The sequence below is a fragment of the Martinezella sp. CNPSo 3957 genome (assembly GCF_057784395.1).
Window position 1 is genome coordinate 144,052 of record NZ_JBXSOU010000010.1, and the last position, 16,938, is coordinate 160,989.

Annotated in this window: 11 protein-coding genes and 2 pseudogenes; 8 read left to right on the top strand and 5 right to left on the bottom strand. The window is 55.4% G+C overall.

Annotated elements, in window-relative coordinates:
• The first annotated feature begins 10 nt into the window (after positions 1–10).
• Entirely contained in the window at positions 11–1,654 is a 1,644-nt protein-coding gene (locus AC13QE_RS22560; RefSeq protein WP_488485328.1) for a hypothetical protein, read from the top strand.
• A 133-nt stretch (positions 1,655–1,787) separates the two neighbouring features.
• Here AC13QE_RS22560 and AC13QE_RS22565 read toward each other — a convergent pair whose 3' ends face one another.
• The 3 genes from AC13QE_RS22565 to AC13QE_RS22575 are packed head-to-tail and all read right to left on the bottom strand — an operon-like array spanning position 1,788 to position 3,882.
• Positions 1,788–2,408 (bottom strand): hypothetical protein, encoded by a 621-nt coding sequence (locus AC13QE_RS22565; protein WP_488485329.1) that lies wholly within the window; start codon positions 2,406–2,408, stop codon positions 1,788–1,790.
• The gene (locus AC13QE_RS22570; protein WP_488485330.1) at positions 2,401–2,814 is read right to left on the bottom strand and encodes a hypothetical protein; all 414 of its coding nucleotides are present in this window, start codon (positions 2,812–2,814) and stop codon (positions 2,401–2,403) included. Before AC13QE_RS22570 ends, AC13QE_RS22565 begins: the two co-directional genes overlap by 8 nt.
• A gap of 15 nt (positions 2,815–2,829) precedes the next feature.
• Positions 2,830–3,882 carry a hypothetical protein gene (locus tag AC13QE_RS22575; protein ID WP_488485331.1) on the bottom strand — a complete coding sequence of 351 codons (1,053 nt, stop codon included), beginning with the start codon at positions 3,880–3,882 and terminating at the stop codon, positions 2,830–2,832.
• A 264-nt stretch (positions 3,883–4,146) separates the two neighbouring features.
• Here AC13QE_RS22575 and AC13QE_RS22580 point away from each other — a divergent pair, with 264 nt between their 5' ends.
• The 5 genes from AC13QE_RS22580 (at position 4,147) to AC13QE_RS22600 (ending at position 10,291) form a co-directional block, all read left to right on the top strand.
• A complete protein-coding gene (locus AC13QE_RS22580; RefSeq protein ID WP_488485332.1) occupies positions 4,147–5,682 on the top strand; it encodes an AAA family ATPase in 1,536 nt (511 codons plus the stop codon).
• Complete coding sequence (locus tag AC13QE_RS22585; RefSeq protein ID WP_488485333.1) at positions 5,682–6,524, top strand: HNH endonuclease; 843 nt, start codon at positions 5,682–5,684, stop codon at positions 6,522–6,524. The genes AC13QE_RS22580 and AC13QE_RS22585 overlap by 1 nt, the downstream gene beginning before the upstream one ends.
• 63 nt (positions 6,525–6,587) lie before the next feature.
• On the top strand, positions 6,588–7,943 hold the full coding sequence (locus AC13QE_RS22590) for a hypothetical protein (protein ID WP_488485334.1): 1,356 nt from the start codon (positions 6,588–6,590) through the stop codon (positions 7,941–7,943).
• 517 nt (positions 7,944–8,460) lie between these two features.
• The gene (locus AC13QE_RS22595; RefSeq protein WP_488485335.1) at positions 8,461–9,060 is read left to right on the top strand and encodes an ArsR/SmtB family transcription factor; all 600 of its coding nucleotides are present in this window, start codon (positions 8,461–8,463) and stop codon (positions 9,058–9,060) included.
• Positions 9,053–10,291: an MFS transporter gene (locus AC13QE_RS22600; protein ID WP_488485336.1), complete on the top strand. Its 1,239-nt coding sequence runs from the start codon at positions 9,053–9,055 to the stop codon at positions 10,289–10,291. The genes AC13QE_RS22595 and AC13QE_RS22600 overlap by 8 nt, the downstream gene beginning before the upstream one ends.
• Before the next feature lie 394 nt (positions 10,292–10,685).
• On the opposite strand, the pseudogene AC13QE_RS22605 reads toward AC13QE_RS22600, so the two are convergent.
• Positions 10,686–12,996: pseudogene (locus tag AC13QE_RS22605) on the bottom strand (hypothetical protein).
• A 297-nt stretch (positions 12,997–13,293) separates the two neighbouring features.
• Here AC13QE_RS22605 and AC13QE_RS22610 point away from each other — a divergent pair.
• Positions 13,294–14,205: an HNH endonuclease gene (locus AC13QE_RS22610; RefSeq protein ID WP_488485337.1), complete on the top strand. Its 912-nt coding sequence runs from the start codon at positions 13,294–13,296 to the stop codon at positions 14,203–14,205.
• Positions 14,206–14,463: 258 nt separating this feature from the next.
• On the top strand, positions 14,464–16,101 hold the full coding sequence (locus AC13QE_RS22615; protein ID WP_488485338.1) for a 3'-5' exonuclease: 1,638 nt from the start codon (positions 14,464–14,466) through the stop codon (positions 16,099–16,101).
• 531 nt (positions 16,102–16,632) lie between these two features.
• Here AC13QE_RS22615 and AC13QE_RS22620 read toward each other — a convergent pair.
• Positions 16,633–16,926: pseudogene (locus AC13QE_RS22620) on the bottom strand (alpha/beta fold hydrolase); the annotation flags it as partial.
• Positions 16,927–16,938: the final 12 nt, after the last annotated feature.

A 16,938-nucleotide genomic window follows, 5' to 3' on the forward strand; every position in this document is an offset into this window, starting at 1 on the left:
GAGAACAGCGATGCATCTTTTTCCTGAACTCCTCAATAGTTCCCGCGCTGAGGCTGAGGCAGGAACTTATCATGCGACCTTGCAGGCAAACGGCCTTTACAACACGTTCCAGTTTGTTCTCAGGCTCTCACCTGCAATCCACCGCAAGCTGGGTGAAGCTCCAGCTGGAATTACGACCAGTGAACAGGCCGGATCGGAAAGGGTCCAGGCGTTCTCGACGTTCCTTCATGAGACGGTTCATTGGTGGCAGCATGTCGGTTCGACCTACGGGCTGATGCTCTCTCTTACCTATCCGTCGCAGGCCCATGCCAATTATCTCCATCTGAAGGACCTGATCGAACGGAACGGATTTACGAAGTCGGTGCGCGAACTTGCCATGACGTTGCCGGCGCCGAGCAGTCCCGAAACGCTGTCGGGTCTGGCAAACCGGATCATCAACAATCACTTTGATTTGGGGGCATTTCGCAATCTCACTTTCAATCTCGATCTTGCAAAAGCAACGGCAAGCGATCCCATGTTTGAATCGGTTGGCCATGCTCATGAGATCGCCTACGGCAATAATCTGCTCGTGCTTGCCGCGACCGTCGATCCTGAATTCAATGTCATCAAGCATCCAAAAGACTGGGAAGGGGGCTTTGAAGCGCTGAGGCGGGATAAGGTCGAGGGCTACTACTACGGGTCGCCCGTAGTCCTCTGGGGCATCGGCGCAAGGGAGTTGTTTGAGGGGCAGGCTTGCTTCTCGCAAATGCAGTATCTTGCGGTCGCGTCCGGAGGCAGTTTCGACCTTGAGGACTTCAAGAAATCCGGGCTGCTGCACGGTGTCTATCAGACGGCGTTCGAGGTGTTCCTCAAGATCACGGAACTCGACCGTCCCGCCAGCGTGATGCACCCGACCGTCGGTTTGTTTCTGCTCGTCTGCGATATGGCGATCAACCCCGGAACGGGATTTCCTAACGACATCGGGCATGATTATAAGTCGTTTATTGCTGATACCGATCCAGGCGCGCGATTTCTAACACTAGCGACAGTGATAAAGCTGAAATGCCGTACGATGGGGCAGGCAATCCACCATTACGACCGCGAAGAATATGTCGAGCTAACAGCAGAGCTTGCCTTCCGTGCGATGATGGATGCTCCCATGGTCATCGCCGAGACCGCAGCCGAATGGGCCAACGGGCAATTCAAAGACCTGATGGAGGAACACCGGACGTTCGATTTTCGGCCGGGGAATGTCGCGATCCGTGTTCTCTTTTCGCACTTTCTTGCCTTTGTGCAAGATAAGTTCGTTAGGCCGGAATTCTTCTGTTGGCCCGGCGCATGGATGGCGGGCGACAAAGCGTCTCAAGAGACATCCATTCTTTTCGAGCGGCACGGAGCGCTCTTTGTCGATAAGGAGGACAATGACGGCATTTTTCCGCGGCTCGTGCCCGGTCGTGATACGACGCGCGTCCAACAGACGTTCGACGCCTTTTATGCGGGCAACGTCACCTACGACATGACCGATCAGTGGATCCGTCGGCCAGGCCCGTTCAAGTACAATTTTCGGTGGCTTAGCCAAGATGGGAGCAAGAGTGAGATGAAGGCCTATTGTCGGCGCCATTTCGAAATGATTTACGGTGTAGATCCTGAAGCCGCGAAAGCGTTCACCGCATGATGTGGCGCCGCCAAGAATCTAACGTGGTCAATCTGGATTTTGACTGGGTGCCATTGGCGGAATGCCGCTGATATAGCCAGTGCACCCGGGCGAAGACGCGCGTAGTGTTTTCCTGTCCAGTCACGACCGATTCTCAAACTGTCGGCTTGTGGAAGAGAGGGATACCCTTATGCCTCACCTTGAACGTCCTTCCAGTGCCTTCGTGGACGTGTGTCGAACGCCGCACGAGAGCGCCTTGCTCGGCTTGCTCGAAAGCAACATCGGAGCGCGCTTTTTCGAGCCGGCTCTGGTATTCGTCCATGACGTTGTCCAAGCGAGCGGTGAAACAATAAATGAGCATCTCGCCTGACTCCTGACCCGGGAGTCCGGTGCTGTAGCGACGGTCAAGCTGCTCGAAGCCGCTCAGCAGCCATTCGTAGCCGCCGTGCTTCTTGGCTTCTGCCAGCCAAAGGAACTCGTCTTTACCCTCGACAACGACGTCGCAGTGCCCACCATACTGCGTATCATGACTCGCTTGGATGCCCATGGTCTTGAGGTGACTGACGATATCAATCGTCAAGGCGTCCTCGCTCTTGCCTTGGTGCACATGACGGTTCTTGACCATCTCCTGTGCAATGTAGTCGATAGCGCGCTCCACTACCGCCAGGCGTTCCCGATGGGTCTCAGCAAATGCCATGTCGAGCATGATGCCAACTGGTGTCGGATTGGCGGTCGCGGCCTTAATCTCGGCAAGCGTGAACTTCCGATCATTCATGCGATAGCTCGCGGTACAGCTCTTCGGTCGGAGCGAAGAAGGGCACAATGTGGGATTCAAAGTCGGAGACCAGATCGCCCGTCTCTGGGTGGATCAACATTCCGGTTTTCTTGGCCTCTGCGAATTCTTCCGGAGAGAGTTCATGCTCCCTTTCGTCCTCATCAATCAGCACCGCGTGAGCTTCGAAGATCGCCAATCGAGATGATGAAAGGAAATTTGCGGCCGCGATAAGGTCATAGTCTACTGTGTCTTTCCCCGCGACCTGGGAGAGAGTTCTGAAGGTGAGAAATTGGAGCTGCTGGGGAGGTGTCCTGGCAACGTAGTCGATGATGCAAAGACAAACTGAGCCGACTGCCAAGTCGCCCCAGTACCTTCGATATTCCTCCTTCAGTTCGTTCAGCGTCACCGATCGCTCCAAAGGTTATCGTCCCAGGTGATGTGCGATGCGCGAGAGGACGTACTCGTAATCATCATTTCCCATGCATCGCCGAATTACAACTCTATCAAGAATAGGATTTGCTGATCCTGCCGCTCTGGAATTGCTGCTGAGCGAAAGCTCGGGTTCGGAAGCAAGCTTCTTCTCGATAGGACGACTCCACAATATGCTGACCTTAAAAGGCTCGATCGGCGTAACTAGGGCAGCCTTACCCCCTTGATGGTATGCTTCGTCCCTCAAGTCGAGCTTCCGCCGTCTCATTTTTTCATGCTTCAATGACGCGGTAGTCGTCCCAAAGGCTAATTCGACGACTGTCCCTTCGTTTTTGTCATTATACATTTTGTCAATCAGCGGGAACAGATTGGTAGGCTCAGGTGCTTTCAACCCAGTCATCCGCTCGAATTGCGTAACGAGGACCTTCCGCGCAGCGATTGCGACTTCGGACAGGCTTCCATCGGGAAAGTCTACGCGGATATCAATCGTATTACCGTCAGCCGGTACCCAAATTACGTCGAATGCTTGGAACCGAACAGTCTTCACGCCGATAATTTCTTCGTATTCGTCGAGTTCTGCTGCGACTTCCTTGTTCATTGCATCAATGTTGATAGGCTCGCGCACTGTCGTCACACGAGCGGATGCGAAGACGGCCGCGATTCCCCCGACTTCTTCCTCTACAGCTACAAGAGTTAGCCCCGGCGTGGCGGCTTTCAAATCTCGTTCTGATACGGCTATTGGATAATTTTCAAGGAAAACGCTTTTGGGGGGCGTAGTCGCCCCCAGCTTCTCGCGTATCGAGGTCATCTCCCTGTCGTTGAATTCATAGAAGCTGGACAGTTTTTCGCCGCATAGCTGGTGATCCTTCAACGCCTCGACGATCTCGTCGGCTTTTTCTTCGGTCTTTTTTATATCATTGTTGAATTTTTCGAGGGTCTTGTTCCAGCCCATCCCCGGGACCAGCTTTATCTGCTTTAGTATTCGCCGCGCGACAGGCCACGGCGTCCGCTTGCGCAGACTTTCAAGCGCTTCCTTCACATCCATAGTAGACCCCAATACAGCTATTGATTTCGGAAGGTATATCCGTATCCACCAGTTCGCTAGCCACGCCGCTGTGTTTTAACAACTTCTATTTGGCGGCTGGCCTCTGAAGCGGTTGCGAAGTGGAAGACAGGTGTGCCCTTGGGATCGATGAAGATTGGAAATCACAATATTAATTGTTAGTCGGTAGAAAATACCCTTGCCAAGCACCACCGGTGGCTGCATTTTGCCGTTTTCGCCATTGATTTGCGAGAAGGCTGAAGTCCCATGCGTTTCACCGTGCTTCCTTATTCGGACCGCGCCAAAAAATACCAGAGCATTGCCGGTGAGAGTGAGGCGTTTCTTGTCCGCGATAACTGGGACGACTACGGTTTTAAAACCACATTCTCACTAATCTACTTCAACGACGACGGTGAACGTTTCGACGTTGGCGAAGTGAAAATCATGCAAGCTGGCATGACCGGCGGCTACACGCCAATGGAGGAGACCTTTGAGACGCTCGACCTTGACTATGCTGCGCTTGGTCAGGCTCAGGACTTTTATGAAAATTTGCTCGCGCTGGACGATGGTATCAGGTTCGACATCCTAATTGCCCTTCGGGACGTCATATGGAGTCAGGTTATCCGCGACACGGTCGATGATGAACAGGCTTACGGCACCTCGTTGATGAGAAGTGTAGGAGAGGCACGCTTTAAAAAGCTCGTTTCAATTCTCCATCACGATCCGATTCTCACCCCCTTCAACTTCACCTACACGTTCCCTGACGCACCAGAGGAAATTACCTTCGAGGTCACGCCACATAGTCTGCCGCCATCAAATATCCATGTCGTGATCGGTCGAAACGGTGTTGGCAAAACGCGGCTACTGACTTCTCTGAGTTCGTTACTACGAAATGGTCGCGACAAACGCCTCGGCCGTCTCCGTTTTCATGATGACGAGGACACGGCCGCAAAGGATCAATTTGCGAACCTGATCACCGTAGCGTTCAGTGCGTTCGACAGCTTCGATCCCCCGTCACGCTCAGCTGCCGGTCGGCTGCGTAGTATGAAGGCGGGAACGAGGAGCGGAATTGACTACACCTATGTTGGCCTGAAGAAGCGTATTCGCAAAGGTGACGAGCGAGCTACCGGAAATAAGAATGAGGCGGATCTACAAAAGGACTTCGTCGAAAGCACATTGCGCTGCCTGCGCAGTGCGAGCCGTCCACGTTGGCAGGCGGCTATGCGGATCTTGGAACTCGATCCCCTATTTGCGGCACTCCAGCTTTCAGATCTTGCGAACCTCCCACCAAACGAGGTCGAAGGCCGGGCCGGAGAGCTTTTTGGTAGTGCCAGTTCCGGCCATAAGATCGTTCTGTTGACGCTTACTCAGCTGGCAGAACTGGTCAGTGAGCGAACTCTGGTTCTTATCGATGAACCCGAGGCGCATCTTCACCCGCCCCTGGTGATGGCGTTCGTGCGAGCACTCTCGGATCTCCTCATCAAACGAAATGGCGTCGCGATTCTGGCGACGCATTCACCAGTCGTTGCACAGGAAGTCCCCTCCGACTGCGTGTCATTGATGTTCCGTCCTGGAGGAAAAGTTCAGATTGAACGGCCGGAGATTGAAACCTTCGCCGAGAATCTTGGTGCGCTCACTAGAGAGATTTTCCGAGTGCAAGTGACGGAAAGCGGCCACCACAATTTGATTGCAGACGCCGCAGCGGACTCCGGGGATATCGACGAGGTCCTGGAAAAGTTCGACAATAAGGTGGGGGCAGAAGGCAGGGCGCTCGCTCGGACAATGCTTCGGACAGGCCGCTGATGCTGAACATCGCTATCCCTGAAGATGATGCCGGGATTGTGTTCTCGGCCTGCGCCACCCGCACCCGACCGGTTGAAAAGAAGAACGCCTTGCTGGCTCAACGCCCTTGGGTCGAGGCTCGGGCGGCCCTTTACCTCGAGCATGCTCAACAGAACTCACTTCACACGTTCGATCCCCAGGACCCGGATAACATAGAGGCTGCTGAGCTCAGCGGCGTTTATGGACGAGTATTGGTAAAGGGTGGGGAGCGCCCGACCTATCTCAGATTGAAGGGATTAGCGCGCTACGGGCGCTGCCCTCTTTGTGCGCAGCGCGACGTCAAGACACTCGATCACTACTTGTCGAAGGACGACTATCCTGAGCTGGCGGTTTTTCCGGCAAATCTCGTTCCATGCTGTTTCGACTGTAACCATGACAAGGGGACATATCGGGCGCAGAACGCCAACCAGCGACTGTTCCATCCGTATTTCGACAATTGGAGCCAGCATCGACTCATCAAGGCTTCGCTCAATATCGAAGAAGGCATCACAGTCACCTACACTGTCCGAGAGCCGGGAGGCGTTGACCCCGAGATTGTCAGCCGAGCTCGACGCCACTTTAGAAAATTGAACCTCGGCTTGCTCTACAGCGATAATGCTGCCGTCGAGCTGGTGGAACGCAAGCTGTCGTTCCAGGAAACTTTCGATGCCGACGGTCCCGACGGCCTGCGGGACGAGATGGAGCGAGAATCGCGCAGTCGCCGGCGTCGAAACCGTAACAGCTGGCAATCGGCTCTATACCGCGCACTCTCGCTTAGCGATGCTTTCTGTGAAGGAGGCTTCGAACAGATTGACGATCCGTGAGTCGATACCGAACATCGATGGTGAGATGGGAGCGGGCGGCGCTGATCGAACGGGACGTCCTGCATGATCGGATATCGCAGGAAATCATTCTTCCATGCCCACGATCTCTTAACGCGTCTCCGAGCGAACCTGGATGACCTCAAGATCCTGCGGGAATTGCAAATTCATCTGGCACGCGAGATTGTCCGAACTGAGCGCGCGGTGCGCAAGCTCAAGGCCGAGATGAAGGTCGCTGAGATAAGCGAGAAACGTCGAAATTTCTTGGAAACAAGGATCGAGGGGCATCGGTTCTCCGCCTATATTTGGCGATCGTTCGGTGATGCGACCGCCTTCACCTACCTCGACAAGTTCGCCTTGAAGCACACCTACTATCAAACCGGTAAGAAGCGTCCGAAGGCTGATGCGGGTTTTCTAAGCGATAAGGTTGGTCTGGAGCACGAGCTGGCTCTTCTGTTCAGCGCTCTTGATCACAACGTGCCGGCTATCTTGACCGACATAACCAACACGATCCGACACGGTGATATTTGTCTCCTTGGGGCGAGCGACCCCTACCTTATGGAAGTAAAGGCCGCGCGGTCGCGGAATCCACGCGCCCGCAAGCAGAAAGACAGCCTTGAAATCCTCCAGAGCTTTTATGAGACCGATGCATCGACCAGGCTTTGGGGAAATCCTGATCTGCGACGGGAGGTGTTGACAGATCCTGAGGTCGGTTATTCTGCTCAGTTGAACGACTGCATCGATACTGCCTTGGCGAAAGGCGTTGGATCCATAAGCCCGGAAAGCGGCCTGTCTTACTATGTGATGAGGTCTGACGCGAAAGTGCCTGAAGCTGTTTCGAAATTTCGGGACGCAAGAGCGCCTTGGGTGTTTATCTGGAATGATCCGCTCGGGCGCCGCAGTTGGATGCCATATCTTCCGCCTATTTTGTCGATCTCGAACGCCGATCACTTATGGGCGTTCGTGCGCAGCAAGATCACTATCGCGATCGTTGTGGATATGATCGCCCTTGAGGAAATAGTCGCTGAACTTGGCTTCGAAGGTCGCTTCGGTCCCGAAGAGACGAGCCATCCGCTTCTTATCCGATTCGGACCTGACGGCGGTTGCATGTGGATCTCTGAGGATATGTTGGGGCGTATCGGGATGGAATGCGTTTCACCGCGGTGGCTCATCAAAAATAGCGTCGAAACCTTTCGCCGGGCGAGTTCCAAAATTCCAGCGGTTCTGGAAGGCGACCTAGCATCCCACGGCCTTCAAATAATGGATGAAGATCACAGACACGACTTGTCCGGATGGGACTGCCCGAGAGCATGCAGGTTGCCATACGGAAACAGGATATTCGGAACACGTCCGCGGAGCCTCCTGCGGCCGAATGATACCGATGCCACGGCGCCGCCAGGAACGAGGCGTCAGCGGACATGAATAATTTTAAGTGGCCAAGCTCGCCTGGCGAGCATGCGAGGATCCACGGTATTCGGTGTTCACGAGGGCAGGGAACTGCCTGATTTGCCATGCACTATGCACTCCATCTTCCCACACGCGCTAACTGATAGAGCGAATGTTATCGATATGATCAACAATTTAAGCGTTTCCTCGACGGGACCACGGTTCGATTCCGTTCAAGGCGAGCTATTTTTCTCGGCGTTGTCGGCCCTCTATCCTGCTATTTGCAGAGTTCCTATAACTTCAGACCTAACTTTCGATAGAGCGTTGCCACCCGCCGATGTGATCTGCGACTGAACACATCGCTACCTATCGCTTGAGTGTCGTTCTCCGTACTCTGGAGCGCAAAACGATGGTTGGAACTGCACTCCTCCCCACTGCCTCGGAAAGCAGCTTTGCGCCGACCTTCAATCCTCCTTAAACGCAGCATAACCGCAAAGAAATCTTTGCAAAGATTTCTTTGTAATGTAAGCTTCTCTGCTACGGGGAGAACTTCATGACAGAACGTCGTTCCATCAGCCTCATAAAACCGGATGCCACCGCTTTGCGCGCGCTGGCCCACCCGCAACGGCTACGCATGCTCGGCATGCTGCGAGTGAATGGCCCGGCAACAGCGACCAGTCTTGCGGCTCGGTTGAGTATGAATACCGGCGCTACCAGCTACCATTTGCGGCAGCTCGCAAAGCATGGCTTCATTGAGGAGGATGAGGATAGGGGGAATGCCAGGGATCGGTGGTGGCGCGCGCGGCACGAATTAACGTCATTTCCTCCAGCCGACGAAAATGAGAAGGCATTGGATGCAGGTATTGCCTTTGCGCAGGCCGCATTAACCGCCCAAATTATACAGATGAAGAGCGCCTTGGCGCGCCATGCCGAATTACCGCGAGAATGGCGTCTGGCGTCGACTGTCAGTGACTACTGCATTCCGCTGACGGCAGCTCAGACCGAGGCATTGGTCAAAAGGCTTCATGCCGTCCTGGACGAAGCTATGGAAACGGCGCCGAAACTGGGCGGCCCGTACGAACCTGACGTTCAGCCTGTCACATTTATCTTGCACGCGTTTCCGCATCCCCCCGAGGACGGAAAAAATGAGTGACAAGAAACCGGTCGTCACTTTAGCTGCGGCCACCGTTGTATCTGTCGGCGGCACGCGACTTTCGGCAATCGCCATCCCGTGGTTGGTATTGACGTTAACTGGCGACCCGGTGCTGACCGGTGTGGTAGGGATGGCGGAATTGCTGCCATATGTGACGGCAAAGGCGTTTTGCGGGCCGCTCATCGATCGTATTGGGGCACGGCGGGTCGCAATCTGGAGTGACGGTTTGTCAGCGATTGCCGTTGCTTTCGTGCCTTTGCTGTTTTGGATTGGACTGTTGTCAGTTTGGCTGTTGCTGCCGGCGGTGGCCCTTATCGGAATATTGCGCGCCCCGTCTGACGCCGCCAAACAAGCGTTGGTTCCCAGCGTTGCGTCCATGGGCAAGATGCCGCTTGAGCGAGCGACAGGCATCCTGGGAGCCAGTGATCGGCTTGCCGGCACATTGGGAGCGGCTGGAGGAGGGGCGTTGATCGCCTTGATCGAAGCAGCGCCGGCGTTGGTGGCCAATGCGGTTGCATTTCTCTTATCCTCGCTTTTGGTTGGGCTCGGCATTCCGCGACCAACGGTGGCGGAGACAGCGAAGCCGAACACTTCTGCAACCTACCTAAATGATCTGGCTGCGGGATGGTCGGCTTTGCGCGGTGAGCCTATCTTGGTCACGCTAGTCCTGATGCTCGCAATCACAAATCTCTTCGACCAGGCCTATGCCATGGTGTTGCTGCCTGTCTGGGTGCGATCGTCGGGATTGGACGTAACATGGGTTGGTATATTCCTCGCGACTTTTTCAGGCGCAGCAGTCGCCGGTGCGGCAATGGCCGCAGCTTTTGCGGAGCGTCTTCCCCGGATGCTTGTTTATACGACTGGTTTTCTTTGTGCCGGGCCTGCGCCGATGGCAGCGCTCGCCGTGGATCCCGGTCTTCAAAGTATCCTCTTGGTTTTGTTGACCGGTGGATTTGCCGCCGGGTTCATCAATCCGATTATCGGGGCCATTCTGTTCGAGCGCATTCCCGCAGCATTGGTGGGGCGAGTGATCGCGCTCGTGGGAGCGCTAGCCTGGGCGCTAATGCCATTTGGCGGCATCTATGCCGGCCTGTTGGTCGACACTTTCGGCATTACATTGGCATTGGGCATAACGATGCTGCTCTATTTGATCGCAACGCTCGCTCCGCTGGCGATGCCGAGCTTTCGTCAAATGAACCGAAGGCCGATCGAAAAGGTGCCGTCTACGTAAGCCACCGATGGAATTAGGCTGACAGGATGTTCGCTCGCGCCGTCGCTAGAAGCGAGAATTTGGAGCGCGCCGGAATCCTCTACGACGCCACTTTTCGCGACATTGATGGGTAATCCCTGTGAATGGACGCAGGCGGCTTTCGGTGAAGTTTATCAAATCCACTCGCGAGTTCTGGAGATCGCGAGCGGTTGGTGGCTTATCTGAGATCCGCAGCCGGCCGGAATTCGGAATTTACATCGACGTCTCGATCTCTGCTTCTCCGACCATCTAAGCACCCGGCAATATAAGCACCTGCCGTCGAGGATATTGGGCCTGGATGCTGGCGCGTCACATCGCCGCGCCAGCCAACCACAATAGATCAAGCAGACGTCTACCGACCCTGTGCACCTGAACCTTATGCGGCCTCCCAGACCTGATTCAGTATCTTGGCTGCCAGCGCTGCCTTGTCTTGCGGCAGGAACCGCCCATAGTGCTGTTGGATCATGTCAGGGGTGTCCTGGATCGCATAAGCTCGCCTGCTCATAGGATCCCGTCAGCTTGAGAATATGGGTGGCCAAAACATCCCGGACGTTATGGGGACCGTGCGGCAGCAAGCCCTTGATCGCGCCGCGGCCGGTATAGGGATTGTAGATCCCGTACCGCTGAATGGTTAGCCGCCACGCCTCATAGAAGGTGGTCTGGTTGTACGAAGCCTCCGTGCTCGATTGCTTTACCGTCTTTATAAAGAAGGTTCCCGGATCATTGGCATTCGCCAGCAGGACGCGCCGATGCCGATCGATGTAGGCATTGATGTAGTAATAGAGGTCAAGCAGATCCGGCAGGATAAGCCGGAACGGCTTGGAGCCGAAGAAGGATGAGTTCGAATTCTTGAAGGCATTGGCCGGTATCAGGACCTCCCAGCCATTGTCCCGATCACTCCAGCGGATTTCGCCGCGTTTCAGTTCTTCAAGCCGGCGCTCCGAGGTTGGAATATGGCCGCGCGGGCAAAGCAGGAGCTGCCGGAGGTTCTTCTGGCGAAGTCCCAGGTGAAGACCGAGCCGCAGCATCAGAAACGATCTCACGGATTCGGCTGCTGCTCTCGGATATCGATCCTTGTCCGGCATCCTGAGAAGGATCTCGTCTGTGATCTTTCGATACTCCGCCAGTGGACTTGGCGCCTCGAGCACGCACATGATCGGTTCGAATGGATCGCGATGTATGCGCATCACACGCTGGATTTCCTTGATGCGATTGCGCGCATGGGCATGAAACGCGTCACAGCAGGCATGCCAGTCACGCTTGGCAAAGGCGATCTGCTCCGCCGAGACAAGGCCTTCGATCGGAATGACCCTCTCGATCAGTTCCGGATGCTGTCTGAGCCAGCCGGTTTCTTCGCGCGTGAGCGACAAGGCGATGCTCAGCATGTCGGCTTCCCAGGCCGTGTAGAATCCACGCCGGCGCTCGCGCCATTGCAAATACCAGTCCCAGATACCGGGAAATACAAGCAGACCGAAGGTGAGGGCACCGAGCGGAATCCCTCGTCCCGCCACCTCACCATCAGGAGATGCGGCAAGGGCTCCGAACATGAGACCAAGGTGTTCCAGCTTCTGCGAGGCCGTTTCTTCGCCCCAGACGCTGTTGCGCTGAAACCCGACCGCCGTAAGCGTCGATGTCTTGAACGAAATCAGATTTGCCATCTCGAGCGCAAGGCGGGGAGGGGCATCGATAACGCCTGACAGCAAGTCCGGATCATCAAGGTCTCCAATGGGATTGCCCTGGTTCGAAGCGCCGCGTCCGATTGGGACCGCCGACGCCCGTCCACCATAAGCCATTGCCGGGAAGCGGATTGCATATCGTTGTCTGATTGCCGCCGCCTGGAAACGGCGGTAGTCGGTTGCGCCGGTGATGATGACCCTGCGAACCCATTCGAGGATCTCCTGGCGCTTTGCTTTCGGCAGCCTGTTGAAATTGTCAGGAAGATGCCAGGCCAGCCGGCGGCGCTCCGCGGGAGAAATATCTTCGTCGACGTCGTGGCCGGTGCCGGCGCGAGACTGATGCGGAAGCTTTGCCTTGAAGTAGCCAGACGGCAACCGATACCGTTGCTCGACTCGATCCAGGATCTCGAAGCTTTCGACGCTGCGCGGCACCTTTGTGCCCTTCAGCCAACTGAGAAGAGTCTTCGCATCAAAATTGTCGCCGGGCCGCATAACAGCACGATGAAGATGGTAATAGGTCTCGCCAAAGCGTCTGATGTGCAATTCCAATGCCGCCTGAAACGAGACGGGCTCTGGATAGTCATCGAACAGCGCAACGGGGAATTCCTCAATCGGCTTGGGCTCTACTCCCGGTTTTGAATTCCTATTGGCAGAGCGACGACTGTCGGCTGTTCGAGCTTTCGAGATCCGCACGGAGCCCGATGGTGAACTCGTGCGGTTGCGAGGTGTCGCGGTGTTCGTGTTAACCCAGCGGATAATGGCATCGAACCCATGCTGTCCCACGCGCATCAGTTTTGTGCTTGGTTTGGCTGCCAGCCGGCATGCAGCGGCGATTTCGGTCCAATCGACTGCCTTGCCCTTCATGGGAGGAAGGGCTTGATCGCTGACCAGCGCCAACATGTAAGCGGTCAGACGCTCGAGCTCAGCCCGACTTACCAGTGATGCCAGCCGTATCTCGCAAAAGCCTTCGATCTTGTGTTGAAAGGATCTCGCCATCGGATTCATGATCATTCAGGTTTCCCTTACAGATAAGATTCCAGCCCCGGGGCACGGCCTGCTAAGGAATGAACGTTAGCGAAGGGTTAAGATCGGGCGTTCTGGGACGTGGCGGAGATTGCGCGTCAATTCGTCGATAGGACCGAGACCAGCCGTCGCAAAGGCCGAAGTCAACGGCAATCGACCGTGTCGCCGTTGTCCCGGAGCGCCATAAGGCGTTCCCGCTAAAAACGTGCAATTCCGGTAATTTTGTCTTCGAGCAAGGGACAGACTTCATATCCGAAGCCGATCTTCTCATGCTAAGCACTGAGGATGGGATTCGGAGTTTTCATTCACCGTTCGGACTCGATCTATGACGACAGTCCGGCTGAACAATATCAGTTTCCAAGCCAGTACCTCGGTCGCGTTCAAAACTGCGTCGGGGATTGGATTATCTATTATGAACCGCGCAAGGTTGCCGCCACGCGCGGCTATTTTGCCGTTGCCAAGGTCGCCCAAGTCATCCCGGATCCCAAGATGGCGGGCATGTATCTGGCGCTGATCGAACCTGGCAGTTATCTTGATTTCATCAATCCTGTTCCGTTCAATGGCCCGGATGGTGTCATCGAGCGCGGCGTATTGAACCATGACGGACGGATCTCGGGGCGAGCGCAATCGGCGGTGCGGCCTATTTCCGCTGCGGATTTCAATCGCATCCTATCGGTCGGCCTCAATGAGCCTGAACCGGAGCTGCCGCGGCTGGATGGAGTTGAAACGGCTGATCTTACAAATGGATTTGAAGACACAGCTCAAACGCCGTTCATCTTTGAACAAGAACGCGACCGCGTGATGCAGCTTACCTCCCGTGCTGTTCGCAATCGGCTGTTTCGACGGCTCGTTTTGCAGGCCTACGACAAACGATGCGCGATCACTGGCCTGAAACTCATCAATGGTGGCGGGCGGGCTGAAGTGGACGCTGCCCATATCCGCCCCGTGGAGGCGAATGGACCTGACATCCTCAGCAATGGCATCGCTTTATCGGGTACGGCGCATTGGATGTTTGATCGCGGCCTTATCAGCCTTTCTGATGACCTCGATATTTTGGTTTCGCGGCAGGCGAATGACCCGGAGCGCATAAGAGGATTGGTCAACAAGACCGGTACAGCGATTGTGCCTTTGCGGCCGTCAGCGCGGCCACATCCGCATTTCCTGCAGTGGCATCGTGAAAATTGCTTCAAGAAGTAGCGTGGAATTTCTGTTGCTTATTTCGCCAATTATCCTCCACAACTGAGGCGTGAATGTGAACCAACCGATTAAATCTGCGGCTAGAGTTTAATACAGCATATTTCCTCGATCTGTTTCTTGGTCAGCCCGTAGGCAAGGCGCCATGTCGAACGGTACCTCGAGGCTTACGTGATGACGGACGGTATAAGAAGATTGATCACAGTCGGCCGACAAAGAAGGCGATTTTACAACGTTGAAGAATATATTTGAGGAAATATAATGGATTACGCGGCCAAGACCATCCTTGATCAGTTGCTGAGTGCCACACCGCGCCTGACATCAGAGATGCCCCGCGATTCGCGCGGCATCTACGGGCTTATCGATCATACTGGCATCCTTCGCTACATCGGCTCAACTAGCTCCGCGGACGAAACGTTTTATAAGCGCATACATCAGCGGCACCGGACGGGTTCGGAGAGTGCGAGCCATTATTTTTCGCGGATGTACAACACGGGCCGCATGTGGCGCGATCGCGCTGATAAGATGACGGTTCGTGACGGTTCGATCGCCAAGGAACTTCGCAACGCGTTCGTTGCAGACCATTGCCGGGCGGTTTGTGTTGCTGTGCCAGACCATCTCGATATCGGCGGCCTGGAGCGCGCTGTTCTTGCTCTGGCACCCGCCGACGCCATCTCATGGAACCGTCGCGCGACCGAGATCTACGGCGAACCAGGTGAGCTTGTCGATGCAACACTTGAGCGGCTGCGTTGGGGCAAGGACAAGCTGGAGGCGATTGAACGGCAACGCCTTCGTCACCTCAGTGGCAAAATCATCTCGTCCCCCCGTGCGCCAACGATGAGTCCGATCACGATAAACCCGTTCCCCGCAGGCCCGTTCCGCTTCTTTGCTCTCGACGTCGAAACTGCGAACTCTAATCGGGCCAGCATCTGTCAGATCGGTGTGGCATGTGTCCGCGAGGACAGCTCGATCGAGACCTGGGTCACCTACATCGACCCCAAGACTAACGACTGGTCCAACACGAGAATACACGGGATCACGGCACGAACCGTTTCTGGGGCCCCAAGCTTCGATAAGGTATTTCCCGACCTACAAAAGGTTCTGGGCACATGTGTAGTTTATCAGCACTCCAGCTTTGACCAGTCCGCTGTTGCTGCGGCCTGTCAACACAGCCGTTTGACGCAACCAACGTGGGAGTGGCGAGACAGTGTGCGGGTTGCCAGAGCCGCGTGGCCAGAGCTCAAGGGAAGCGGCGGACACGGGCTTTCCTCATTGAAGCAGCATCTCGGCCTCGAGTTTAGCCACCACGACGCTGGTGAGGATGCGAGGGCCTCCGCCGAAGTGGTGCTTTGTGCTGAGAGGCGGGGAGTCACAAGGAACGTCGCAATCTTTCCCGTGCGAGCGACTGCGGTCGAGATGCATCGGTCCGCACGTGGTGCGATCGTCGTTGAAGATGCGGCCGGTAGCGAGTGTCCTGAGCTCTACACCGAGTCGACCCAAGCTCAAATTTCTGGGAGTTATTCTATGTTGGTCACGCCAAATTCGACGAACCCGACGCGGGACGCGATGCTGGCGAGGATCGAAGCGCGCCCCGATGTACACCCTCACGAGTCCCAAAAAGATGCGAAAGGCACGAAGTACCTATCTGCATTTACTACCGGGGGCGTGACATTTGCCATTGATAAGATGAGCACTGGGAAACAACCGATCTGGGTGCTCGACCGGGCAGACCTTCGCGCCTACCTGGACGCGGAGAAGATGGCCTATGATGTCTACACACCGAACATGGGGCGAAACAGTAATTTGCACAAACTCCCAAACTTTAAGACAGGACAACTTCTCCGTATCTATCCGGCTACCGTGGAGCAAGGAGTGGCCGTTATAGCCAAGTTGGGATAATGGATATTTCGATTAGTGGCAGATGAGGGGTCTTCTTGCCTGCCCCATTTTTTCCTCGACCGATCGATAGCTTGTAAAAGACGTATTGTATTGAATCAACGACTTAATGCTGTTCGGATCTACCGGGCCTCAAGTTCGTATCCCTTCACATCAACGGATCCGATTTTGTTGACGGGGGTCGTGATCTTCAAATGTGGCATTGCAGCCAAGCGCGGGACGACTTTCAGACACTGTGGTCAGTGTCCCCAAGTAGCTGAGCGCCATAAAACTCGAAGACGACGCGAACGCCAGCCTGAGGTTACCTAAAGGTAGGAAGCCGAGATATTTCGACCCCGTGGAGAAATCGGCCATCGCATCGAAAAATTGAAGCGCGACAAGTTGCATCTTTCACGACGCACCAAGCAACTTACGACTATCGAAAGCACAGTTCGGGAACGCTCCACGTACCAGCACCAACAGCTGTCACCGGGCAGTGCCGGGTGACAGATCCTCCGTCCGACGTTGATGACAGCCGCGGTCCGGTGGATGTCATCAAGATCTGATGAACGAGAGCAGATCGGGGTTGAGGACATCCGCATGCGTGGTCAGCATGCCATGCGGGTAGCCGAGGTAGGGTTTCAGCGACCCGTTCTTGAGCAGATCGACCGCACGCGGCACGGAACTTGCGAAGGGGACGATCTGATCGGCCTCGCCAATCACCAGCACCGGCACGGTGATCTTCTTGAGGTCTTCAGTATAATCCTCGAGCCAGGAGTCGACAGTTGCGTAGTGTGCCAAGGCGCCGCCGGCCATGCCTTGGCGCCACCATTTCGCAATCACTGCCTGTTTAAGGGCGAT